The organism is Streptomyces sp. NPDC089915 (assembly GCF_040684675.1).
GTDB lineage: Bacteria > Actinomycetota > Actinomycetes > Streptomycetales > Streptomycetaceae > Streptomyces.
Window position 1 is genome coordinate 98,244 of sequence record NZ_JBFBGN010000003.1, and the last position, 23,617, is coordinate 121,860.

Here is a 23,617-nt window from a genome sequence, read left to right on the forward strand (position 1 = left end):
GAGCGGCCCGGGGGTAGAGGGGGAACGGCATGGAACGCGGTCCGGCGGTGTTCGCGGCGGGCGTGTTCCTGCTGTTCGGAACGGCACTCCTGGTCTGGACGGGGGCGCGCGCGGGCCGTCGGGCGCCGGTGGCGGAAGGCGTGCGCCCCGCCGTGGCCGTACCGCTGGCGCTGCTCGCCGGCGCGGGCTCGCTGGCCCTGGGAGTCTGGTGCCTCCAGCGGTTCTGAGGCGCGGACCGGCGATGATCTCCAGCGGTGTGTGAAACCCGACGTCGCGACGGGTGCCGGGGCGGGGCCAGACGGCCCCCAGGCCACCCGGCCCGGTGACCGGGAGGGGCCCGGCGCGGCATCCGGGCGGCAGAAATGGCACTTGTCGGGTTACCGTTCGAGTGGCCGTTGCGGGCTTGTGCCGTTTGACACGGGGGCGGGTTGTACCGTCACACTCCGCAGCGTCGCCGTACCGCGACCGAGTGCCGACCGGAGAGAAGAGCCAAGTTGTCCCCGACTAGCGAGACCGCAAAGGGCGGCCGCCGACTCGTCATCGTCGAGTCCCCTGCCAAGGCGAAGACGATCAAGGGCTACCTCGGCCCGGGATACGTCGTCGAGGCGAGCGTCGGGCACATCCGCGACCTCCCGAACGGCGCGGCCGAGGTTCCCGACAAGTACACCGGCGAGGTCCGCCGTCTCGGCGTGGACGTCGAGCACGACTTCGCGCCGATCTACGTCGTCAACGCCGACAAGAAGGCGCAGGTCAGGAAGCTCAAGGACCTGCTGGCCGAGTCCGACGAACTCTTCCTCGCCACCGATGAGGACCGCGAGGGCGAAGCCATCGCGTGGCACCTCCAGGAAGTCCTCAAGCCCAAGGTCCCGGTCCACCGGATGGTCTTCCACGAGATCACCAAGGACGCCATCCGGGACGCCGTCGCCAACCCGCGCGAGCTGAACCAGCGCATGGTCGACGCCCAGGAGACCCGTCGCATCCTCGACCGCCTCTACGGCTACGAGGTCTCGCCGGTCCTGTGGAAGAAGGTCATGCCGCGGCTGTCCGCCGGCCGCGTCCAGTCCGTCGCCACCCGTCTCGTCGTCGAGCGCGAGCGCGAGCGCATCGCCTTCCGCTCCGCCGAGTACTGGGACCTGACCGGCACCTTCGGCACCGGCCGCGCCGGTGACGCCTCCGACCCGTCGTCCCTGGTCGCCCGCCTGAACACGGTGGACGGCAAGCGCGTGGCCCAGGGCCGCGACTTCGGGCCGAACGGGCAGCTCAAGGGCGAGGTGCTGCACCTCGACGAGGCGAACGCGCGGGCGCTCGCCGCCGCGCTCCAGGGCGCCGACTTCGCCGTCCGCTCGGTCGAGTCCAAGCCGTACCGCCGCTCCCCGTACGCCCCGTTCCGCACGACGACCCTCCAGCAGGAGGCCTCGCGCAAGCTGGGCTTCGGCGCGAAGGCGACGATGCAGGTGGCGCAGAAGCTGTACGAGAACGGCTTCATCACCTACATGCGCACCGACTCCACCACGCTGTCCGACACCGCGGTGTCGGCGGCGCGGGCGCAGGTCACGCAGCTCTACGGGGCCGACTACCTGCCGGAGAAGCCGCGCGTCTACGCCGGCAAGGTCAAGAACGCGCAGGAGGCGCACGAGGCGATCCGGCCTTCGGGTGATCGTTTCCGCACCCCCGCCGAGACGGGTCTGACCGGCGACCAGTTCCGCCTGTACGAGCTGATCTGGAAGCGGACCGTCGCCTCCCAGATGAAGGACGCGACCGGCAACTCGGTCACCGTCAAGATCGGCGGCCGGGCGGGCGACGGCCGCGACGCCGAGTTCAGCGCGTCCGGCAAGACGATCACCTTCCACGGCTTCATGAAGGCCTACGTCGAGGGCGCCGACGACCCGAACGCCGAGCTCGACGACCGCGAGAAGCGGCTCCCGCAGGTCGCCGAGGGCGACGCGCTGAGCGCCGAGGAGATCACCGCCGACGGCCACTCGACCAAGCCCCCGGCCCGCTACACCGAGGCCTCGCTGGTCAAGGAGCTGGAGGAGCGGGAGATCGGCCGCCCGTCGACGTACGCGTCGATCATCGGCACCATCCTCGACCGCGGCTACGTCTTCAAGAAGGGCACGGCGCTCGTCCCGTCCTTCCTGTCCTTCGCCGTCGTGAACCTGCTGGAGACCCACTTCGGCCGGCTCGTCGACTACGACTTCACCGCCAAGATGGAGGACGACCTCGACCGCATCGCGCGCGGCGAGGCCCAGTCCGTGCCGTGGCTGAAGCGGTTCTACTTCGGCTCCGAGGACGCCTCCGAGGTCGTCCCGGCCGACGGCGACCACCTCGGCGGCCTGAAGGAACTGGTCACCGACCTCGGCGCGATCGACGCCCGGGAGATCTCCTCCTTCCCGGTCGGCGACGGCATCGTGCTGCGCGTCGGCCGCTACGGGCCGTACGTGGAGCGCGGCGAGAAGGACGCCGAGGGCCACCAGCGGGCCGACGTCCCCGACGACCTCGCCCCGGACGAGCTGACGGTCGAGTACGCCCAGGAGCTGTTCGCGAAGCCGAGCGGCGAGTTCGAGCTCGGCGCCGACCCGGTCAGCGGGAACCAGATCGTCGCGAAGGACGGCCGCTACGGGCCGTACGTGACCGAGATCCTGCCCGAGGGCACCCCGAAGACCGGCAAGAACGCGGTCAAGCCGCGGACGGCCTCGCTCTTCAAGTCCATGTCCCTGGACACGGTCACCCTCGACGAGGCCCTCAAGCTGATGTCGCTGCCGCGCGTCGTCGGCGCGGACGCGGAGGGCGTGGAGATCACGGCCCAGAACGGCCGCTACGGCCCGTACCTGAAGAAGGGCACGGACTCGCGGTCGCTGGAGACCGAGGACCAGCTCTTCTCGATCACCCTCGACGAGGCCCTCGCGATCTACGCCCAGCCCAAGCAGCGGGGCCGCGCCGCGGCCAAGCCGCCGCTGAAGGAACTGGGCACGGACCCGGTCAGCGAGAAGCCGGTGGTCGTCAAGGACGGCCGCTTCGGCCCGTACGTGACGGACGGCGAGACGAACGCGACGCTGCGCCGGGACGACGACGTCGAGACGATCACGCCGGAGCGGGGCTACGAGCTGCTCGCCGAGAAGCGGGCCAAGGCCCCGGCGAAGAAGACGGCCAAGAAGGCCCCGGCGAAGAAGGCCACGGCCAAGAAGGCACCGGCCAAGAAGGCCACGGCGACGGCGGCGAAGAAGACCACGGCCGCCAAGAAGACGACCGCCGCGAAGAAGACGGTCGCCAAGAAGACGACGGCTGCCGCGAAGAAGGCGGCGGCCGCTCCGGCGGACGAGTAGGACCCGGGGACGGGGCCGGAACCCTCCGGCCCCGTCGCCGCCCGAGGTGCGCGAACCCGGGGGCGCCGCCCCCGGGAACCACTGCGGGCGGGGTCACACCGGACCCTGTCCACAGGCCACGGCAACGGCCCGGCGCAGCGGATAGGCTGGGCGGATGACGCGAGCCGAGCAGCCGACGGTCGTGACCGACTCCGAGAACCCCACCTACGACGAAGCCCTGGCCGCGGACTCCCGCGAGCGAGCGGTGCGCGCCCTGCTGCGCACGCCCGGGCTGCGCCGGCTGTGGAGCGCCCAGCTGGTGAGCGGCATCGGCGACGCCCTCGCCCTGCTGGTGCTCGTCCTGCTGACGCTCCAGGCCACCGTCACCACCGCCTCCGGAGACCTCTTCGGCGGCGGCTACCGGGGTGCCGCCTTCGCCGTCGCCGCCGTGTTCGCGGTGCGCGTCCTCGCCACCGTCCTGTTCGGCGCCGTCCTGCTCGGCCCGCTGGCCCGGCTCACCGCCCCCGGCGGCAGGCTCGACCGCCGCTGGACGATGGCCGGCGCCGACGGGCTGCGGATCGTGCTGTTCGTCGTCGCCCCGCTCTGGCTCGACTGGATCCCGGCGCACGCCACGACCGCCCTGCTGGCCACCGTCTTCGTCTCCGGCGCCGCCGAGCGGGTGTGGACCCTGGCCAAGGAGAGCGCCGCCCCCGCGCTGCTGCCCGCTCCGCCGCCGGAGGGCGCGACCGTGCGCCCGCTCCCGGACCACCTCGACGCCCTGCGCCGCCTCAGCCTGCGCACGGCCTTCGCGGCGATGCCCGTCGCCGCCGTCGCGCTGCTCGCCGCGACCCTGACGGGGCGGGCCCTCGGCCTGGGCGTGGGCTGGTTCGCCTCGAACCAGTCGGCGCTCGGCTCGTACGTCGCCGCCGGCCTGTTCGCCGCGTCCGTCTCGCTGCTGCTGCCGCTGACGCTGCCCGCCGTGAAGACCCCGAGGCCGCGCTCCCCGCTGGAGGGGCTGCGGGCCCCTCGGGCCGGCGACCGGCCCGAGAAGGGGCGTACGGGCGCGATCCCGCTGCTCGTGCTGGCCTGCGCCGCCGTCGCCGGAGCCGTGGCCTGCGCCGCCTCCGTCGGTGTGCTCCAGGCCTTCGACCTGGGCGGCGGACCCTCCTCGTACGCCCTGATGGTGCTCGCCCTCGTCGGCGGAACCGCCGCCGGCATCCGCGCCAACCAGGCCGGCAAGGTGCTGCCCGGGCTGTCCCGGCGGCGGCTCCTCGCCCTGGCCATGGCCGTCGCCGGGGTGGCGCTGCTGCTGACCGGCCTGGTCCGGGACACGGCGACCGTGCTGTTCCTGGCGCTGCTCGCGGGCACCGCCGCCGGCGTCGCCGCCAACACCGGCCACACCCTGCTCGACCAGGAGACCGAGGAGTTCCGCCGGGCCCGGGTCACCGGACACCTGCAGGCCGTGGTCCGGGTGGCCGTGGCCGTCGGGGCGGTGGCCGCCCCGCTGCTCGCCGCCGCGATCGGCCCGCACCGGCTGGCGGGCGGCGGAGTCGTCCTCTCGCACGGCGGCGCCGCCTACACCCTGATGCTGGTCGGCGCGCTGCTGCTGCCCGCCGCCGTGGTGGTCCTCACCAAGGCCGACGACCGCGGCGGCGTACCGCTGCGCCGCGACCTGCGCGACGCGCTGCGCGGCGGGGACCCCGTACAGGCCCCGTCCACCACCGGGTTCTTCATCGCCCTGGAGGGCGGCGACGGCGCCGGCAAGTCCACCCAGGCCGAGGCCCTGGCCGACTGGATACGGGGCAAGGGCCACGAGGTCGTCGTGACCCGGGAGCCCGGTGCCACCCCGGTCGGCAAGCGGCTCCGTTCGATCCTGCTGGACGTCTCCTCCGCCGGGCTGTCGAACCGCGCCGAGGCGCTGCTGTACGCCGCCGACCGCGCGGAGCACGTCGACACCGTCGTCCGGCCCGCCCTGGAGCGGGGCGCGGTGGTCATCTCCGACCGCTACATCGACTCCTCGGTGGCCTACCAGGGCGCCGGGCGCGACCTGTCGCCGACCGAGATCGCCCGGATCTCCCGCTGGGCCACGGACGGCCTGGTCCCGAACCTGACCGTGCTGCTCGACGTGTCGCCGGAGACCGCGCGGGAGCGTTTCACGGAGGCCCCCGACCGGCTGGAGTCCGAGCCGACCGAGTTCCACCAGCGGGTGCGGGCCGGCTTCCTGACGCTCGCCGCCGCCGACCCCGGCCGCTACCTGGTGGTCGACGCGGGCCAGGACCCCGGCTCCGTCACCACCGTCGTGCGCCACCGGCTGGACCGGATGCTCCCGCTGTCGGAGGCCGAGGTCGCCGCGCAGCTGGAGGCCCGCCGGCTCGCCGAGGAGGAGGCCCGCCGCAAGGCCGAGGAGGAGGCCGCCCGCAAGGCGGAGGAGGCCCGGCTGAAGGCCGAGGAGGAGGCCCGCCTGGCCCGCGAGGCCGAGGAGGCGCGGCTCAAGGCCGAGCGCGAGGCCGAGGAAGCGCGCCTGAAGGCCGAGCGGGAGGCGGCGGAAGCCCGGATCAAGGCCGAGCGGGAGGCCGCGGAGGCCCGCCGGCTGGCCGAGGAGGAGGCCGCCCGCAGGGCGGAGGAGGCCCGCCGCAAGGCCGAGGAGCAGCGGCTCAAGGCCGAGGAGGAGGCCCGGGAGCGGGCCGAGGCCGAGCGGCTGCGCGCGGAGGCCGAGGAGCGGGCCCGCGCCGCCGAGCGGGAGCGGATCCGGCTCCAGGAGGCGGAGGAGGCCCGGCAGCGGGCCGAGGCCGAGGAGCGCCGGATGGAGAAGCAGCGGCGCGCCGAGGAGGCCCTGCTGCGGGCGGAGGAGGCGCGCAAGCTCGCGGAGGCCTCGGCCGCCGCGGCGGCGGCCGCCGCTCCGAAGGCCCCCGAGGCGCCCGCGCCGAAGGTCGTGATGAGCAAGGACCCGCTCCCGGCGGACGAGGCCGTCACGGTCGAGACGCCGATGGTGCGCCGGGTCGTGCGGCCCGACGACGTCACCCAGACCGTCCCGGTGCCCAAGATCGACCCCGCCTCCGGGGCGCGCGCGTCGGACGAGACGGCGGTCCTGCCCGCCGTACGGCCCGACGGCCGGGCGCCCGGCGAGCGGACCCGCCCGGCGGAGCGTCCGACGGCCCCGCACACGCAGGAGCCGCCGGCCGACCGGGTGCCGCCGGGGATCTTCCGCGACTCGGGGAACGACGTGACCCGCGAGCTGCCCGTCTTCGACGAGGACGGCCGGCCGCGCCGCGCCCCCTCCGACTGGGCCGAGACGACCCCGATGGACGACCTGCCGTCGCTGGCGGACGAGCTGCTGGGCCCGCACCGGGACGACCGCGACGACCGCGGTGACGGGGACGACGGCGCCGGACGGCGCCGCCGCCGCTGACCCGGCGGGCGGGCGCTCCCCGGGCCGGGGACGGATTGTCGGTGGCGCGCGCCACAATGTGAGCAGGCGGGTGCGGGGCATCCGCGGACGGTGAAAGGCGGTGGGCGGGATGCCCGTGTGGGACGACCTGGTGGGACAGGAGCGCGTGCACGCGCAGCTGGCCGCCGCCGCCCGCGACGCCGACGCCCTGGTCACGGCCGCCGCCGAGGGCCGGCCGCTGCCGCCCGGCTCCAAGATGACCCACGCCTGGCTGTTCACCGGCCCGCCCGGATCCGGCCGGGCCACCGCCGCCCGGGCCTTCGCGGCCGCCCTGCAGTGCGTCAGCCCGGACCGCGCGCTCGGCGGCGAACCGGGCTGCGGGTTCTGCGACGGCTGCCACACCACGATGGCCGGGACGCACGCCGACGTGGAGATCGTCCGCACCGATCTCCTGTCGATCGGCGTGAAGGAGACCCGCGACCTGGTGCGCCGCGCGCAGCTCTCGCCGGCCGTGGGCCGCTGGCAGGTCATCGTCCTGGAGGACGCCGACCGGCTCACCGAGGGCGCGGGCAACGTCCTGCTGAAGGCCGTGGAGGAGCCCGCCCCGCGCACGGTGTGGCTGCTGTGCGCGCCCTCCCTGGAGGACGTGCTGCCCACCATCCGCTCCCGCTGCCGCCACCTGACCCTGACCACCCCGTCCGTGGCGGCGGTGGCCGAGGTGCTGGTGCGGCGCGACGGCGTCGAGCCGGCCGCCGCCGCGGCCGCGGCCCGCGCCACCCAGGGCCACATCGACCGGGCCCGCCGGCTCGCCACCGACGAGGCCGCCCGCTCCCGCCGGGCCGCCGTGCTGAAGCTCCCCCTGCGGGTGGACGACGTGGGCGGCTGCCTCAAGGCCGCGCAGGAGCTCGTCGACGCCGCCGCGGAGGACGCCAAGCAGGTCGCCGAGGAGGTCGACGCCAAGGAGACCGAGGAGCTGAGGGCCGCCCTCGGCGCCGGAGCGGGAGCCGGAGGCCGGCTGCCGCGCGGTACGGCCGGTGTGATGAAGGAGCTGGAGGACCGTCAGAAGCGCCGCCGCACCCGTACCCAGCGCGACAGCCTCGACCTGGCCCTCACCGACCTGACGGGCTTCTACCGGGACGTCCTCGCGCTCCAGCTCGGCTCCTCCCTGGCCATCGCCAACGAGGACCTGCGGCCGGACCTCGACCGGCTCGCCCGCGCCTCGGGCCCCGAGCGGACGCTGCGCCGGATCGAGGCGATCATCGCCTGCCGCGGCGCCCTCGACCGCAACGTGGCCCCGCTGCTGGCGGTGGAGGCCATGACGATGGCCCTGCGGGCGGGCTGACGGGTTCACCCGTACGAGCGGTCCCGGTCCGCACGCGCGGAACACCGGACGGTCGCCCGGGCGTGGGGCCTTCCCCGGTCGGCGGGCGGCCGGGCGGGCGGCGGCCGACGGACAGCCGTCCCGGCAGGACGTACGCTCGCCGCATGGACACCAGGCGAGTGCTGCGTACCACCGGGACCGTGATCGCCGCCGCCGGGCTGCTGCTCTCCGGCTGCACCTCCGGGAGCCCGGACGTGGCCTCGGCCTCGGCCGAGCCGTCCGCGGTCCCGGCCGGACTGCGCCCGTACTACGGGCAGAAGCTGAACTGGCGGGACTGCGGTGTCCAGGGCTTCCAGTGCTCCACGATGAAGGCGCCGCTGGACTACGCGAACCCGGGCTCCGGCCAGGACGTGGACATCGCGGTGGCCCGCCGTACGGCCACCGGCCCCGGCAAGAGGCTCGGCTCCCTGGTGGTCAACCCGGGCGGCCCGGGCGGTTCCGGCATCGGCTACCTCCAGGCGTACGCCGGCATCGGCTACCCGGCGCCCGTGCGCGCCCGCTACGACATGGTCTCCTTCGACCCGCGCGGGGTGTCGCGCAGCAGCCCCGTGGAGTGCCTGACCGGCCCGGCGATGGACCGCTTCACCCAGGTGGACCAGACGCCGGACGACCAGGAGGAACGGGCGAAGCTCGTGGCGGCGTTCAAGGAGTTCGCGGCGGCCTGCGAACAGCACTCGGCGCGGATCCTGCCGCACGTCTCCACGGTGGACGCCGCCCGCGACATGGACCTGCTCCGGGCGGTCCTGGGCGACGAGAAGCTGAACTACGTCGGCGCCTCCTACGGCACCTTCCTCGGCGCGACGTACGCGGACCTCTTCCCGGGCCGGGTGGGCCGGCTGGTCCTGGACGGGGCGATGGACCCCTCGCGGCCGGCGCTCGAACTCAACCGCGACCAGACGGCGGGCTTCGACACGGCCTTCCGCTCCTTCGCGAAGGACTGCGCGAAGCAGCCCGACTGCCCGCTGGGGCAGGGCACCCCGGAGGCGCAGGGGCAGCGGCTGAAGGAGTTCTTCCGCAAGCTGGACGCCCAGCCGGTCCCCTCCGGCGACCCGAACCGCCCGCTGGGCGAGTCCCTCGCGACGACCGGGGTGATCGCGGCGCTGTACGACGAGAGCGCCTGGCCGCACCTGCGCCAGGCCCTCACGGACGCGATGAACGGGGAAGGCGCCGGGCTGCTGTCCCTCGCCGACAGCTACTACGAGCGCGAGGCGGACGGCAAGTACGCCAACCTCATGTTCGCCAACGCCGCCGTGAACTGCCTCGACCAGCCCCCGGCCTTCGACGGCCCGGCGGCGGTGGACGCCGCCCTGCCCTCCTTCGAGAAGGCCTCGCCGGTCTTCGGCGCGGGCCTGGCCTGGGCCTCCCTGAACTGCACGTACTGGCCGGTGAAGGCCACGGGCAAGGCCGGACCGCTGAAGGCCCGGGGCGCGGCCCCGATCGTGGTGGTCGGCACCACCCGCGACCCGGCGACCCCGTACAAGTGGGCCGAGGCCCTGGCGCGGCAGCTGGACTCGGGCACCCTCCTCACGTACGACGGCGACGGCCACACGGCGTACGGCCGCGGCAGCGACTGCATCGACTCCGCGATCAACCGCTACCTCCTGGAGGGCCAGGCCCCACCCGCCGGAAAGCGCTGCTGACCCTGCCGGCCTCCCCTGGTTCGGGGCATCGGGTTTAACCCTGTAGACTTGGCGACGCTGCTGATGAGAGGCTCCCCACGGGGATTTTTCTCGTCTCCCAGCGGTGCCGCCTTAGCTCAGTTGGCCAGAGCAACGCACTCGTAATGCGTAGGTCTCGGGTTCGAATCCCGAAGGCGGCTCTGTAGAAGCCCCAGGACTCACTCGCCGTGACCTGGGGCTTTTGCTTTTTCACCCGGCCGTCCGGGCCGTCCCGGCCGGCGTCGGGGCGGCGTCGGGCCTCACGGGTTCCGCCGTGAGCCTTCAGGGGCGTTCACGGTCAGCTGGATCCGCGAACCGCCCGGCGTGTCGGTGGCCGTCGGCCGCGCGGGCCAGGAGGGCGGGGTTCTCCGACGCCTCGTCCGCCCTGAGGTGCCACGCCCAGTGGGTCAGGCGGCGTACGGGACGCCAGTTGCCGCCCGCTTCGAAGGTCCATCTGCCGCCGGTCCCGCTGCGCACCGCCAGGTTGCGGTCGGCCGTCTGCGGCTCCCAGCCGTAGCGCTCGCACCAGGTGCGGCATTCCGGAGAGCCGCCCTGCGGCGGACCCGCCCAGACCGACGCCCAGTCCACCCCCCGCAGGCCTTCCAGCTCGGCGGCCAGGTCCCGGGCCGTGCGGCCCGGCGTCTCCGTCGGCATCGTCTCCAGCTCCTCCCCCGTGAACGTGTCGGCATCATGACATGCCGTCAGGACGGGGACCCGGGCGGGCGGTCTTCTCCGCCTGCGCGAATCTGGTTGAAACATTCCCGGACCGTCATCGCGTCGAAGGGGTGAGACGGACGCGAGGGGGAGTAGATGCGGCAGGGTCGCAGGGACGGGTTCCGGGAATTCGCGGCGGGTCGGACGGGGCCTTTGTACCGGTCGGCGTGCCTGCTGGCGAGCGGTGACGTGCACCTCGCGGAGGACCTGGTGCAGGAGACCCTGGGGCGGATGTACCTGATCTGGGGCCGGGTCTCCCGCATCGACAACCCGGCCGCGTACGCGCAGACGGTGCTCGTACGGTCCTTCCTGACGCACCAGCGGCGCCGCTCGGCGGGGGAGCGGCCGGTCGGGGAGTTCCCCGAGTCGGGTGTCTCGGCGGCCGGCGCCGCCGACCCGGAGCTGCGGGTGACCCTGCTGCAGGCGCTCGGGCAGCTGGCCCCGAAGGACCGGGCGGTGCTGGTGCTGCGCTACTGGGAGGACCGCAGCGTCGAGGAGACCGCCGAGGCGATGAACGTCAGCTCGGCGGCGGTCCGTACCCGGAGCACGCGGGCGCTGGCTCGGCTGCGCGGGCAACTGGGGGGCTCGCTCGCCGAGTTGGTCGCCCGCTGAGCCCTGCGGGCTCCTCCGCGGTGGTTTCTCTCGATGTCATTCCTCGTTCCCCCTCGCTACTGAGTGGAAGGTCTGGGTTCGCATGTCCTTTGAAGATGAGCTCGCTGAAGCCCTGCGACAGGCGGGGGACGGTTTCACGCCCGACCGGCAGGCCCTCGTCGCCGGCGGTGAGCGGCGCGGGCGCAGGCTGGTGGTCCGCCGCCGGGCCGCCGTGATCGGCGGATCGGTGCTGGGGCTGGCGCTGATCGGCACCGCCGGCGCCTACACGGGCGGCCTGCTGGGCGGAGCGGGCGGGACGGGCGGCGTGGGTACGGCCGAGGTCGCGGCCCCGCCGGCCCTGTCGAGCACCCCGCCCGCGAAGGGGAAGGTGCCGGGGTCGGGCACCGGTGCGGTCTCCGACGAGCAGATGGTCACCTGGCTCAGGCAGCTTCTGCCCGACGGGGAGCTGACCGAGCTCAAGGGGCGCGGAACGGGCGACGGAGCCGGAGGGACCGGCGTCTCCGGCGTGTTCGACGACGGCAAGGGCAAGGCGGCCGTCGGGATCAGCCTCAACCGCGTGGACCCGAACGGAGCGAGCGTCACCGAGATGCTCACCTGCCCCGACAAGAACAAGTTCGACTACGACGGCTGCACGTCCGAGACGATGGCGGACGGGTCGAGGGTCATGCTCTACCAGGGCTACGAGTACCCCGACCGCCGCGTCCCCACGAAGTCCTGGCGGGCCACGCTGGTGACCCCGCAGGGCTACCTGGTGGACGTACAGGAGTGGAACGCGGCCGCGGAGAAGGGCGAGCCCGTCTCGCGGCCCAACCCTCCGCTGGAGCCGGTCCGGCTGAAGTCCATCGCGCACTCGCCGTTGTGGCGCCGGGCGCTGGAGGACCTGCCGGGGGCCCGTCCGGAGACGCCGCGCACGGTTCCGCGCCCGGGGGCGTCGGCCGCACCGGTCCTGGACGGGCTGGTGGCCGGGTACGGCGTCCCGGTCGTCGCCAAGGGGGGCGAGGGCGACAGCGCGTACGTCGTCCTCGACGACGGCAGGGGCAAGTCGATGGTCACGGTGGAGGTCCAGTCGCCGGGGAAGCACGGCGGCATGGACAGCCTGTTCACGCACGCCACGGTGATGCCCGACGGCACGAAGGTGGTGACCCGCCAGACGCCCGGGGAGAAGGGCGGCAAGAACGTGGTCTGGTGGAACGTGGACACGCTGCGGACCGACGGCACCCGCGTGATCGTCTCGGCCTTCAACGCCAAGAACCAGGAGAGCGACGCGACCCGCAAGGATCCGGCGCTGACGATGGCGCAGCTGAAGGAGATGGCGACGAGCGAGAAGTGGGCGCAGTACGGCAAGTAGCCGGGCGGGCGCGCGGTGAGGGAGTGCGGGCCACGGGAGTGGCCCGCACTTTCGTCGTCGGACGTGGGTGGGCTTCAGCCCGGGTCCGCGTGCTTCCTCGCGGCGCGGGCGCGCCAGGCCCAGCGGGCGAGTGCGCCGACGGCGAGCGAGATGAGGATCGCGCCCCAGTCGATCACGTGGGGCAGGCCGGGGAAGAAGGCGAAGAACGCGAACGACCCGGCGGCTCCGATGAGGAAGGCCGCGACGCCGGCGGGGCCGCGCTTCGCCTCTCCGGAGGGTTCCTCGGGGGTGGGCTGGGTGGTCATGCGCGGCTCACTTCGTGATGTGGTGGCACTGGCCCGCCCGGCGGACGCCGTTGACGTGGATGGAGGCGCAGGCCTTCCCGTAACGGGGGAGGGTCTGGGGAGCGTTGTCCCGCAAGGGGTTGATCTTGCACTCGGTGTGCGTCTTGCCGCGGGAGGTGCGGTAGGTCTTGTTCTCGGTGTCCGCGTAGGTGAAGTCGATGCGCCAGTTGCAGAAGCCCGAGTGGAGGGCTCCGACGAAGCCGCAGTCCACGCCGGCGTTCTGGTACGTGATCTTCTTGCCCTCGCCCCGGATGATGTGGGTGAACATGCAGCCGGTGGGGACCTTCATCGTGACGCCCCCGACCTGGTAGTCGAAGGTGGCCACGGGGGTGGAGCCGATCGCGCTGGCGTGGGCTTGGGCGGGGGATAAGACGGCCAGCGCGGCCGCGGTGGCGAGAGCCGCGAGGGCCCGGAGCGTGGGGAGTTTGGTCATGAGTGTTCCTTCTGTCAGAGAGTGTGTCTGAAGGTCGGAACTTCTCATCGTTGGTGCAGGGTGCTGCCCGGTCCGGCAGTCCACTGTTAAGAGTGATCAACAGGCTGGCGGGCTGACCCGTCGACCGCGGGGGGCGGAAGTCGTCGGGGGTATGGGGAAACCCCAGGTCGTATGGGTCGTGACCTGGGGTTTCGCGTGGGTGTGGACGGGGCTCAGCTGGCGCCCGGGTCGTACTTGGACAGGGAGGCCTTGACCTCGCGGGCGTGCTGGCCCTCCCACCAGGGGATCGTTTCGACCAGGACCGGCTTGGTGCCCGAGGCCAGGACCAGGGCGCGGCCCGGGGGCATCGAGCCGAGGTCGGAGACCTCCAGGACGCGCTCGCGGCGGACCGACTGGTTCACCGTGCGGTTGCCCGACCAGCGGCCGCGCTCCGACTCCTGGGTCGCGGAGAACTCGCGGAGGTCGTACTCGCCCGCCAGCTCCGAGAGGTCCCCGAGGAACTTGGTGTCGGAGACGCCGCCGCCGTAGACGCGGACGTTCGCGGCCGACCAGAGCTTCTCCATGCCGCGGTCGCCCCACACCTCGACGCCCTGGGCCCAGGACTGGAGGATCGTCATCAGGACGATGCCGCGCGAGCCGTAGTGGGAGTAGAGGTCGGGCAGGGCGCGCCAGCGGCAGACGTTCGCCGCCTCGTCCAGGACGCCGACCATCGGCAGGGAGAGGCGGCCGCCGCGCTGCGAGGTGGCGTACTCCTCGGCCGCCTCGACGACGGCCACCGTCAGGGCCGTCACCAGCGGGCCGGCCGAGTCGCTGCCCTCACGGGAGAGGGAGTAGAGGGTAGAGCCGGTGCGGACGAACTCGTGCGGGTCGAACTCGGGGCGGCCGTCGGCCGGTCCGAGCGGGCTCACCCACTTGTTGACCTCGGGGTTGATCAGGCAGGACGCCATCTGCTGCGCGACGCCGTAGATGCCGCTGCGCTGCTTGTCGGGGGCGGTGATGACCCCGTTCAGGGCGTCGGCGGGCATGTGGTGTCCGCCGCCGCGCAGGATGCGCTCCGGGGTGTCGTCCTTCGGGTTGGACAGCCAGGTGTAGATCTGCGTGACGGGCATCTTGGCGGTGGCCGCCGCGAGCAGCAGGTTGGCGAGGAGATCCTGGCCCGCCGGGTCGAAGAACGCGTCGGAGGAGGCGTCGGGGTCGCGCGAGCCCGAGGCGAAGTGGTCGGCCAGCTTGCGGGCCTTGGCCACGTCGGTGACGTACGACAGCGGGTCCCACCACCAGGCCGGCGGCTCCTGGGCCACCTGCTGCGGGTCGAAGACCCACACCTGGCCGCGGGCCTGGCGCGGTCCGCGCGTGGCGTCGACGATGTCGCGCTTGTTGGAGGTGACGAGCACCGCCCCGGGGGCGTCCAGGATCGCCGGGATGGCGCGCCGGGTCGTCTTGCCGGTACGCGGGCCCCAGATGTCGACGTGCATGTCCTCGAAGGAGCCGAACAGCGGCTGGCGGCCCTTCACCGAGCGGCCGATGAACACGCCGGGCACCTGCGCTTTGACCCCGAGGCGCTCGGCGGTCGCGGCCGCGCCCTTCATGGTGAGCTTGCCGAGGTCCGTTCCGTCGACCATGTGCTTGGCCGCCCGGTCCACGTCCGGCCTGTCGCGCAGCCGCTGCCGTATCCGGTACCCGGCGGTGATCAGTCCGGCGAGCAGCAGCGCCTCGGCGGCGGCGATGGCGCTGGCCGCGCCGCCGGGCCAGGAGTAGTCGCCCTTGGCCAGGGCTATGGCGAAGGAGAAGGGGTTGCCCGGAGGCGCCGGCTGGTCGGTGAACGACGCGCCGAGGCGGGCCGCGAGCCAGGCGGCGGACAGGAGGGCCAGGACGCCGGCCACGAGGAGGACGATCTCGATCGTCCAGTCGTCCTCGGCGCGTGGCTTCTTCTGCGGTTCTTGGGCCATGGTCAGGGCGTTCCTTCCGCCGGGCCCGGGGTGGACGTCGGCATCTCGTTCTTGCGGTGTGGTTCCGGGGCGGGCTGGTGCGACGGCCTAGGGGAAGTGCCCGGCCCCCGTCGGCACCCGGTAGACGCCCGTGATCTGCCCCTGCCACTCCCAGTTGCTGAACTCGACGTTCTTGCCCGGCCTCGGGGCGTGCAGGATCGTGTGCTTCGCCGGGTCCCAGACGATGCCGACGTGTTCCGAACCCGCCGCGCTGGGGTGGAAGAAGATCACGTCGCCGGGCTTGGACTGGCTCAGCTCGACCTTGTACTTCGAGAGGTTGGGCTGCTGGTCGTAGGTGGTGGACCCGATGTTGATCTTGCCGCCGCTGGCTTGGTAGTACATCCACTGCGTGAAGCTGGAGCAGTCGAAGGACGTGGGGTTGTCGCCCTGGAGGCGGGTGGCCCCCCAGACGTAGGGCTTGCCGATGCCGCGCTGGGCCCAGCCGAGCGCCGAGCGGACGATCGTGTCGTCGACGTCGGGGAGGGGGCCGGTGGAGCCGGCGCCGTCCGGCGGGACGGCCGTGCCCTTGCCGTTCTTGGCGCAGTCGCGGTAGTCCGCGTCCTTGCCGTTGCCGGTGCCGTTGCCGCCGGGCACGCCGCCATAGTCGGGGCTGGCCGTGATCTTCCCGGCGAGCCAGGCCTCCGGGTCGATCTCGCCGGGACCGTTGTCCTGGCCGCTGCGGAAGGGGTCGTCGACGCCCGGCATCAGCACCTCCCAGTGGAGGTGGGGGCCGGTCACGTTGCCCGTGGCACCGACCAGGCCGATCTGGTCGCCGCGCTTGACGGTGTCGCCCAGCTTCACGGCGACGCTGCTCTGGTGGGCGTACAGGGTGATGACGCCGTTCGCGTGCTCGATGCGGGTCTCGTTGCCGTACGCGCCTCCGCTGCCGACCTTCACGACCTTGCCGTCGGCCGGGGCGTAGATCGGGGTGCCGGTGGAGGCCACCAGGTCGAGGCCGGTGTGGTAGCCGAGGCTCCAGTGCGGGCCTTCCTGGTGGTACTTGGTGCCGATCGTGTAGGTGCCCGTCTTCAGCGGCCACTGCCAGTCCTTGCCGCCGGTCGTCGCGGGCGGGTCGTCCGGGCGGAACGGGGCCGTGAGGGGGCGGGAGAAGCCCATCGGCGCCATGGCCGTGGTCGTGCCGCCCTGTCCGCCGCCTCCGCTTCCGCCGAGGGGCGGGGTGGACCAGCTGCGGGGGCCCTTGGATCGGATGCTCAGGGCCTCGCTCGGCTGGGCGTCGTTGCCGACGGGCTCGGGGATGTCCGAGCTCTGGCCCAGGACCGGGAAGGAAGGATTCTTCTCGACGGTGGTCTTCAGGTGCGCGTACCAGCGGTTGATGAGGTCCTTGTCGCCGGTGAGGGTGCCGCGGTAGCGGGCGGCCTGGGTGAGGACCACGCGGGGGTAGACGGTGTTGGTCTTGGTCGAGCCGGAGTAGCCGAGCAGCGCGTCCCAGGCGTTGGTCTCCGCCTTCAGGGCGTGCATGTAGTTGGCGGCGGCGAAGGCCAGGTCGTCGATGCCGTAGCGGTCCTTCTGGCCGTCGCCGTTGCCGTCCTCGCCGTACTGGCCCCAGGCCCAGTCGCCGAACTGCAGCAGACCCTTGTAGCCGAGGCCGTTGTCGCCGCCGGGGGCCGCGGACTTGTCCTGGCCGTACCTCGTCTCCTGGTACATCTGCCCGGCGATGATCGTCCAGTCGAGGCCCTCGTAGCGGGCGGCGGCGCGCATCGAGGCGAGGATCATCTTCGGGGGTATCTCGTCGCGGGCGGTGTCGCTCGGCATGTACATCTTGCCGGCGGGCATGATCGGGTTCGTGGCCGCCTTGTCACTGGTGTTGCCGGCGCCCGCGTTCTGGCCGTAGTCGCCGCAGGCGGCTTGGGCTGCGCCGCCGCCGATGCCGCCTACCAGCGCGATGAGCAGGACGATGAGGACAATACCGATGCCGAACATCGGCATCCCGCCCGCGGCGATGAGCAGCACCCACTTGAGGTTGCTCTTCTTCTTGCCGCCACCTCCACCGCCCTGACCCGAGGCGAGTTGAGCCGCGCCCTTGGCGGCCTTCGCCACTTTGGCGGCCTTGGACGCGGCCGCCAGTACGGCAGGAGCCACCACGGGTGCCTCACCCTCCCTGGGGCTCGGGCGCACCTACGTTGCCCAGGCCGTAGATGTCGAAGCCCGCCACCTGCCACTCGGCACCGCTCCTGCGCGCGCTCACGAGCCAGGTGTTGGTCTCGGTCTCGGTATTGCGGCCTTCCTTCGAGCGGGTCGCGGTCACTTCCACCACGCTGGAGATGGTCTGGCCGCTGCCGCGTGCGAGGTCGTCGGCGATCTGCGCGTCCCGGCGCACGACCGCCTTCCCGGTGGAAGAGCACTTGGCCTGCTGGCATTCCGCCCACGTCTTGCCGGTCGGCAGCACGGTCAGCTGCTTCATCTCCTCATTGCGCACGGTGTGGTCCAGCAGTGGGGGCGCCCAGGCGGCGGCCGTATCCGTGTGCTTGTAGGTGCTCAGACCCGACATGTACGTGACCATCGCGCGGTGCGCCGCAGCCAGATCTTCCGGCTTGACGATGGGTGGCACGGAGTCGGCGGCTCCCGAGGGCAAGGCAGGGGCGCCGGCGGCGCCGCCCGCGCCCGCTGACGCACCGCCCCGCGTGGCCGTCGGGGTGCGCGGGGCCCCGGACTTGGCGTCGTCCTCGCCGTCGAAGACGGTGAAGACGACCACGGTGCCGATCAGCAGGACACCCAGCAGCACCAGCGCCAGTACCGCACTTTGCTTGTTCTCGGCAGGTGAATCCACCGTCCGGGCCCTCCCTCAGTCAGGTCGCCGAGCCACCGTAGGTGGCGGGAGAGCCGGGGGAGCCCGGGTTTTCCTCATCGGGAAAACAGATGAAAGCGAAGGGGCGTCCTGAGGAAAGCGAAGCGGACGTGGGGTGGTTGAGGCTTGTGGGGAAACGGTGAGGAACGTCTCGTGCGTCCTCACCGGTTCCTTACAAGGGCTGCGCCTCGGGGTCGTACTCCTCCAGCGGGAGCGGGTCGAAGGGGTACGCGGTGTGGCCGCCCGTCTTGGGGGAGCAGGCCGCGAACGGGCCGAGGTCCGTGTCCATCAGCACCCGCAGGTGCGGGTCGGCGTGGTGCAGCCACCACGTCGACAGGCCGAGCGTGGGCTCCAGGCGCAGCTGTTCCCAGGCCAGCCAGAGCGCGGAGAGGCGCGCGCCGGCCTCGGGGTGCTCCCACCAGCGGGGGCACCAGGTGGCGGAGGAGCCGTTGAGGCGGCGGCGGACGGTCGGGGCGAGGAACTCGCTGACGAAGGCGAACACGTCGGAGAAGTAGAGCTCGACCTCCTCACCGGGGGCGGGTACCTCTTCGCGGCCGGTCACTGTTCGATCCCCTGCGGCTTCGGTGCGGCCTCGACCACCGGGTTGATCACGCCGTGCGTGCTGGCCAGGGCGGGAGCGGGCCGGGGCGGGACCGTCATGGTGCGGGGAATGGTGGCCCCGTGGATGAAGGAGTGGCCCAGCGCGGGCTTCGGGGGCTCGGGCTGTTCCCGCTCCGCCGGGAGCGCGGTCAGCTCCTCGTAGCCCTGGGCCGCCGACAGGGTTCCGACCGCCGCTTCGAGCGCGGTCCGCTGCCGCTCGGGGGCGTCTATGGCGGCGAGTCTGGCGGCGAACTGCGCGGGGGTCGTGTCCTTCGCGTCGTAGTCCTCCATCCGCACCTGGCACCGCACGGCCTCGTCCGCCATCAGCTCGTCGATCTCAGCGGGCAGATGTTCGTGGCGGGGGAGCGGGAGGGGGAACCTGACCCCTTCCTTCCCGACGTTCGGGTGGTCGAGAAGCTGCGGCATCTCGATCTCACCGAGGACGGAACCGGCGCCGAGATCGGCGGCGAAGGCCACGACGGGCCCCTGGGACTCCTGGGCGTAGCGGAACGACGCCGCCCGCCAGACCTCCGGAGCCAGGTCCTGCAACTCCTTCTCGGGCAGACCGAGGTCCTGCGCCAGCGCCTTCTGCACTTCGGGCTGCCACAAGTGGTAGGAGTCCAGGGTCCGGCCCGCTTCGGTGTCCTCGAGCACCTGGTAGCCGCGGCTCTCGCCGCACGCCTGCGCGACGAACCGGTGTCCCACGTCCTGCGGGGCGCCCTCCGGCTGGGACCTCCAGGACCAGAAGGCGCGGGTCTCGCCGCGGTCCTCGATGGTGACCGCCTGGGTGTTGGCGACCTCCCTGATGAACGACAGCAGGGACGGTCGCCCCTCCGCCTCCGGGTAGGCGGCGGCCCAGTCCCCCCATATGCGGGACGTGACCTCCTCCACCCGGTCCGGGGTCCGGGGCTTCGACGCCTCGTAGGCGGCCTCGAGCGCGATGGCGCGTGCGAGCTCGTCAGGGGTGGGGTGCCTCGCGTCCGTCATCGGCCGGAGCCCTGGAACTCTTCAGGTGCGTACACGTCAAGGGTGATCGCCGATGCGCCGGCCATGTCGGCGGTCCAGGTCGGGAAGGCCACGGACTGGCTCAGCACGACGAACGGCTGTCCCGGGACGTCTCCGCCCGGCGCCCAGTACGCGAACTGATAGGGGCGGCGGGACCGCATACGTGCCTCACGGCCGTGCCAGTACGACGGGTGGGGCGGTTCCGGGAAGTCCGCGGCGTCCCAGGGGCCGGTCCACGTCGGCGCGCCGAGTACGTCCACGGCTGCCTCCAGGTGCGCCGGCCAGACAGCGGCGGCGGTTGCGAGGACCTCACCGTTCTCGGCCGCGGAGCCGGCCCTCACCTGCCACGGGTAGTGCGTCAGGCTCACCAGCGGGCTCCACTCGCCGCCGATGCGGTCGTAGAACGTCCACCGCCCCCCACTGCGCGTCCGGACGATCAACTGCCGGTCGAGCGTCTGCGGATCCCAGCCGTACCGTCCGCACCACTCGTTGAACATCCCCGAACCGCCCTGGGGCGGACCGGACCAGACCGAGGGCCAGTCGTCGACAGCCTGCATCCCCGCCAGTTCGGCGGCGAGGTCCTGAGGCGTCCGGCCGGTCGTCTCCGTCAGCATGCTTGGCTCCTTCGTCCGTGGTGAGCTGAACGTATCCCGTCAGGAAAGCAAGATCCCCAACAGGAACACGACGACCACGATCGCGCCCATGGCGAGGCGGACCTTCGGGTCCTCGCGCTCCCACAGCTCGTGGACCGCGGCCCAGCCGGTCAGGCGCGCCGCGCGGCCGTTGTGGATGTCGGTGGGCGATGCCGGGCCGTCAGGTTCCGCATCGGTGTCGGTTTCCTCGGCTTCGGGGTCGTAAAGGTCGGCCCCCGTCACCCCCTGCTGCTCCTGCGCGACCACCACTAGGCCCTCCAGCAGGTCCGGCATGGTGTGCGGGGTCAGGGGGTACGCGACCGTGCCGTGCGGGGTGCGCAGGCAGAGCTTCGACTGCCAGGGGTTTCCCGGTTCGTAGCCGGCGATCCAGGCGTGCTCGGCCTCCACCAGCGGCGGCTCGGGGGCTTCGAGGGCGGTGCCAGCGTCCTGCCACGGGTGAACCTTCTGATCGCTCAACTCTCGTCCTTCGGGAGGTCGGGGACGGCTCCGCACCCGCAACCCGGGCACAACCCGGCATTGTGACGGAGCCGCTGGCGAATGGGGGCCCGGACGGCTCCCGGGTTTTCCTCACAGGGATTCCTTATTTTTTCCTCACGTCTTCCCGCGAGGAAATCCGGGAGGGGAATGTCAGCTCGATTTGCCACACTGCCGACCGCACCTGATCTCACCAGGGCCCGCCGCACGCCCGACCGGCGGACGGGGAACACATGCGGGGAGAGAGCCGAGCCGATGACGGACCACAGCAGTTCTGCGGACGCGGTCGGCGAGGGCCGGCCCGACGGGCACCCCGCGCAGCAGGCACCGGGTCCGTACGAGTCCCCGGCCGTGCCCCAGCTCTCCGCCGAGGCGGCCCGCAGCCAGGTGGCCGCCGCGTGGGTGCGCGTGGCCCCGCAGTCCAACGTCCCGCCCGGCCAGGCCGCGGTGCCGAGCCTTCCGCCGCGCGCCGACGGGCCCGCCCCCGAGTCGAAGAAGGACAAGCGGGAGCAGGCCAAGGCCGAGCGCAAGGCCGAGTACGAACGCAAGAAGGCGGCCCGCAAGGCCGAGTACGAGAGCAAGAAGGCCGCGCGCGAGAGCAGCAAGCGGGGCGGGAAGGCCTCCGCTGCGGGGACACCGGCCGCGGCGGCCGCACCCGCTGCCGCCGCGGATCCGTCCGCTCCCGCCGCAGACCCGTCCGCCGCGGCCACCGGCCCCGCAGGAAGCGGCGCCAAGGGGCCGGACGCCCGGTTCGAGGTGCCGCGCCCGGGCGGCCGGCTGCCCTCCAACGGCAAGAGCACGCACGTCGCCCTGCGCGCCACGCTCCTGATCACCGCATGCGTCTTCGCGCTGGGGTCCTGCGGTGTCACGGGCCTGGTCATCGGCAGGTCGTCGGTCACCGTGAAGCCCGCTGCCCTGGACGGCCAGGACCTGACCCGCTACCGCCTCACGGACTTCCCGGTCCAGTCGGCGGCGGTCTTCGCGGAGGAGTACGCGTCCCTCTGTATGACGTACGCGCCGGAGAACGCCGACAAGCGCCGCGAGTCCCTCTCCCACTACATCTCGTCCGGCGTCGACCGGGACTGCGGCTGGAACGGGAAGGGCAAGCAGCAGGTCAAGCAGGCGAACTGGGACGGGACCGTCGAGGAGCTCCCCGAGTACGGGAAGAACGGCCGGTACCTCAACATCCAGGTCACCTACACGGGCGGCCGCACCACCACCCTCTCCGTACCGGTGTACGTCAAGGACCTCGCCGGAGCCTCGGGCCTGCGGGTCGTCGGCAACGTCGGCGAGATGCCGCTGCCGATCCGCGACACCGCTCCCACGCTGGAGAAGGGCGGCGAGGTCGTCGACCAGGAACTCTCCAACCAGCTCAGGGACCAGGTCTTCGCGGGCTACTTCAAGGCGTGGGCCGCGTCCGACACCACCGCGCTCACCCGCTTCACCACCCCCGACGCCACCCCCGCGGCGGTCTCGGGCCTGGCCGGCGCGCTGACCGCACCCGTCGTCCAGGAGGTCCAGGCGCTGGCGCCCGAGGGCACCGAGACGGGCAAGAAGGTCACGTACGGCCAGGGCCAGGCGGTCCCGGCACGGGTGACCGTCGTCTGGGGCGGTGGAGGGGCCGATGACGCGAAGGCGGAAGTGACGCTGAAGCGCTCGTACCGGGTGACCGTGGTGAACACGGCGCAGGGCTGGTTCATCAAGGACATCCGCGGCGGGGTCATGGACCCGACGGGCGGCCGGGCGGACACGCCGGGCACGGCCACGGCCTCGCCGAGCGCCGCTCCGGCCGCAGGGGCGAGCGGCGCGCCCGCCCCGTCCGGTTCGCCCGCCCCGTCCGGCCAGGCCTCACCCGGGGCGTCCCCGTCCCCGTCGCCCAAGCCGGAAGCCTCCAAGTCCCACTGACGCGTCATCGGGCAGGGCGGCCCACAGCCGCACCGCACGACGCGCCACCCATCCGTACGCCCCTCACAACGAAGGACAGACACCTCATGATCCTGGCAGCGACGACCCTCGACGGCATGTTCAAGTCGATCCAGAGCATCCTGGCCGGCCTGGGCCTCACGGTCGCCTCCTGCGCCCTGCTCATCCTCGGCATCCGGATGCTGCTGTCGATGAAGCGCGGCGACGGCATGCGCGAGGCCTTCCAGGGCTTCGGAATGATCGCGCTCGCCGCCTTCATCATCGGCGGCGCCGCCGGTCTCGCCGGCATGCTCATCAGCCTCGGCGAGCAGATCGGCGGCAAGGGCTGATCCCGGGGACGGGCCGCGAGGAACGGAACGCGGCCCGCGACCGTAGACGTGCCGCCCGCGACCGCGACGCGCGGCCCGCGACCACGCCAGAGAGGGGGACCGACTGATGACGCAGGAAACGCCGGACGCACCGGCGCCCATGGTCGCCTACGACCACACGGACCTGCTGAACCGGCCCAAGCGCATCTGGAACTGGGGCAACATCCCGCTTCCCGGTCTGCTCCTGCCCGCCCTGGGCGCCGCCTTCGGGTTCGGCGTGCTGTGGCTCGTGCTGCTGCTGACGCTGTCGGCCTTCCTGCCCTTCCTGGGCCTGTCGCTCATCACCTCGGTCCTGTACCTGGGGCCGCCGGTCGGCGTCTACTTCGTCTGGGGCCGGCCGCTGCCGTCCGCCCTCACCCTGAGCCAGCAGGTGGTGGTGTGGGCCGACTACTGGGCCCAGCCCAAGCGGCTGCAGGGCCTGGGCGCGGACCGCGAGCCGGAGGAGCTGCACTGGCAGGTCATCCTCTGGCAGCCGCAGGCACGGCGCTGGCACAAGCGGTACGACGCGGCGCTCGCGACGGCGGCCCTGCACGGCTCCTCGTTCGCGGCCTCCGCCGCCTCCCCGACCCCGGCCCCACCGAACGCACCCGCCGAGACCGCACACTCCGAGACCGCAGGATGAC

20 protein-coding genes and 1 tRNA gene are annotated in these 23,617 nt (G+C 72.8%); 11 read left to right on the forward strand and 10 right to left on the reverse strand.

The features are described from left to right. Nucleotides 1-29 precede the first annotated feature (29 nt). The 6 genes from AB0O29_RS02130 (at nt 30) to AB0O29_RS02155 (ending at nt 9,890) form a co-directional block, all read left to right on the forward strand. A complete protein-coding gene (locus tag AB0O29_RS02130; protein ID WP_045945854.1) occupies nt 30-227 on the forward strand; it encodes a hypothetical protein in 198 nt (65 codons plus the stop codon). Nucleotides 228-494: 267 nt separating this feature from the next. After that, nucleotides 495-3,323 carry a type I DNA topoisomerase gene (topA, locus tag AB0O29_RS02135; RefSeq protein ID WP_365144630.1) on the forward strand — a complete coding sequence of 943 codons (2,829 nt, stop codon included), beginning with the start codon at nt 495-497 and terminating at the stop codon, nt 3,321-3,323. Nucleotides 3,324-3,477: 154 nt separating this feature from the next. Continuing rightward, nucleotides 3,478-6,711, forward strand: coding sequence for a dTMP kinase (gene tmk, locus AB0O29_RS02140; RefSeq protein WP_365144633.1), 3,234 nt, complete (start codon nt 3,478-3,480; stop codon nt 6,709-6,711). 109 nt (nt 6,712-6,820) lie between these two features. Next, nucleotides 6,821-8,032: a DNA polymerase III subunit delta' gene (locus AB0O29_RS02145; RefSeq protein ID WP_365144636.1), complete on the forward strand. Its 1,212-nt coding sequence runs from the start codon at nt 6,821-6,823 to the stop codon at nt 8,030-8,032. Nucleotides 8,033-8,175: 143 nt separating this feature from the next. Beyond that, nucleotides 8,176-9,711: an alpha/beta hydrolase gene (locus AB0O29_RS02150; RefSeq protein WP_365144639.1), complete on the forward strand. Its 1,536-nt coding sequence runs from the start codon at nt 8,176-8,178 to the stop codon at nt 9,709-9,711. Between the two features lie 105 nt (nt 9,712-9,816). Continuing rightward, a tRNA-Thr gene (locus AB0O29_RS02155) sits at nt 9,817-9,890 on the forward strand. Between the two features lie 121 nt (nt 9,891-10,011). On the opposite strand, the gene AB0O29_RS02160 is transcribed toward AB0O29_RS02155, so the two are convergent. Beyond that, nucleotides 10,012-10,383: a hypothetical protein gene (locus AB0O29_RS02160; protein ID WP_365144642.1), complete on the reverse strand. Its 372-nt coding sequence runs from the start codon at nt 10,381-10,383 to the stop codon at nt 10,012-10,014. A gap of 156 nt (nt 10,384-10,539) precedes the next feature. On the opposite strand from AB0O29_RS02160, the gene AB0O29_RS02165 reads away from it, so the two are divergent. Beyond that, nucleotides 10,540-11,055, forward strand: coding sequence for a SigE family RNA polymerase sigma factor (locus AB0O29_RS02165; RefSeq protein ID WP_365144645.1), 516 nt, complete (start codon nt 10,540-10,542; stop codon nt 11,053-11,055). An 82-nt stretch (nt 11,056-11,137) separates the two neighbouring features. After that, nucleotides 11,138-12,403 (forward strand): hypothetical protein, encoded by a 1,266-nt coding sequence (locus AB0O29_RS02170; RefSeq protein WP_365144648.1) that lies wholly within the window; start codon nt 11,138-11,140, stop codon nt 12,401-12,403. Nucleotides 12,404-12,477: 74 nt separating this feature from the next. On the opposite strand, the gene AB0O29_RS02175 is transcribed toward AB0O29_RS02170, so the two are convergent. The 9 genes from AB0O29_RS02175 to AB0O29_RS02215 form a co-directional block, all read right to left on the reverse strand. Further along, on the reverse strand, nt 12,478-12,708 hold the full coding sequence (locus AB0O29_RS02175) for a hypothetical protein (RefSeq protein ID WP_365144651.1): 231 nt from the start codon (nt 12,706-12,708) through the stop codon (nt 12,478-12,480). Between the two features lie 7 nt (nt 12,709-12,715). Continuing rightward, the gene (locus AB0O29_RS02180; RefSeq protein WP_365144654.1) at nt 12,716-13,180 is read right to left on the reverse strand and encodes a hypothetical protein; all 465 of its coding nucleotides are present in this window, start codon (nt 13,178-13,180) and stop codon (nt 12,716-12,718) included. A 212-nt stretch (nt 13,181-13,392) separates the two neighbouring features. After that, nucleotides 13,393-15,126 carry a TraM recognition domain-containing protein gene (locus AB0O29_RS02185; RefSeq protein WP_365144657.1) on the reverse strand — a complete coding sequence of 578 codons (1,734 nt, stop codon included), beginning with the start codon at nt 15,124-15,126 and terminating at the stop codon, nt 13,393-13,395. 87 nt (nt 15,127-15,213) lie between these two features. Further along, on the reverse strand, nt 15,214-17,265 hold the full coding sequence (locus AB0O29_RS02190; RefSeq protein ID WP_365144660.1) for a peptidoglycan DD-metalloendopeptidase family protein: 2,052 nt from the start codon (nt 17,263-17,265) through the stop codon (nt 15,214-15,216). A gap of 10 nt (nt 17,266-17,275) precedes the next feature. Next, nucleotides 17,276-17,953: a hypothetical protein gene (locus tag AB0O29_RS02195; protein ID WP_365144662.1), complete on the reverse strand. Its 678-nt coding sequence runs from the start codon at nt 17,951-17,953 to the stop codon at nt 17,276-17,278. A 190-nt stretch (nt 17,954-18,143) separates the two neighbouring features. After that, a complete protein-coding gene (locus AB0O29_RS02200; protein WP_365144665.1) occupies nt 18,144-18,533 on the reverse strand; it encodes a DUF4913 domain-containing protein in 390 nt (129 codons plus the stop codon). Next, complete coding sequence (locus tag AB0O29_RS02205) at nt 18,530-19,558, reverse strand: hypothetical protein (protein ID WP_365144668.1); 1,029 nt, start codon at nt 19,556-19,558, stop codon at nt 18,530-18,532. The genes AB0O29_RS02200 and AB0O29_RS02205 overlap by 4 nt, the downstream gene beginning before the upstream one ends. After that, entirely contained in the window at nt 19,555-20,190 is a 636-nt protein-coding gene (locus AB0O29_RS02210; RefSeq protein WP_365144670.1) for a hypothetical protein, read from the reverse strand. The genes AB0O29_RS02205 and AB0O29_RS02210 overlap by 4 nt, the downstream gene beginning before the upstream one ends. 39 nt (nt 20,191-20,229) lie before the next feature. After that, a complete protein-coding gene (locus tag AB0O29_RS02215; RefSeq protein WP_365144673.1) occupies nt 20,230-20,685 on the reverse strand; it encodes a hypothetical protein in 456 nt (151 codons plus the stop codon). A 273-nt stretch (nt 20,686-20,958) separates the two neighbouring features. On the opposite strand from AB0O29_RS02215, the gene AB0O29_RS02220 reads away from it, so the two are divergent. The 3 genes from AB0O29_RS02220 (at nt 20,959) to AB0O29_RS02230 (ending at nt 23,616) form a co-directional block, all read left to right on the forward strand. Then, entirely contained in the window at nt 20,959-22,608 is a 1,650-nt protein-coding gene (locus tag AB0O29_RS02220; RefSeq protein WP_365144676.1) for a conjugal transfer protein, read from the forward strand. A gap of 86 nt (nt 22,609-22,694) precedes the next feature. Further along, nucleotides 22,695-22,955: a hypothetical protein gene (locus AB0O29_RS02225; RefSeq protein WP_365144679.1), complete on the forward strand. Its 261-nt coding sequence runs from the start codon at nt 22,695-22,697 to the stop codon at nt 22,953-22,955. 106 nt (nt 22,956-23,061) lie between these two features. After that, on the forward strand, nt 23,062-23,616 hold the full coding sequence (locus AB0O29_RS02230) for a hypothetical protein (RefSeq protein WP_365144682.1): 555 nt from the start codon (nt 23,062-23,064) through the stop codon (nt 23,614-23,616). Nucleotide 23,617 lies beyond the last annotated feature (1 nt).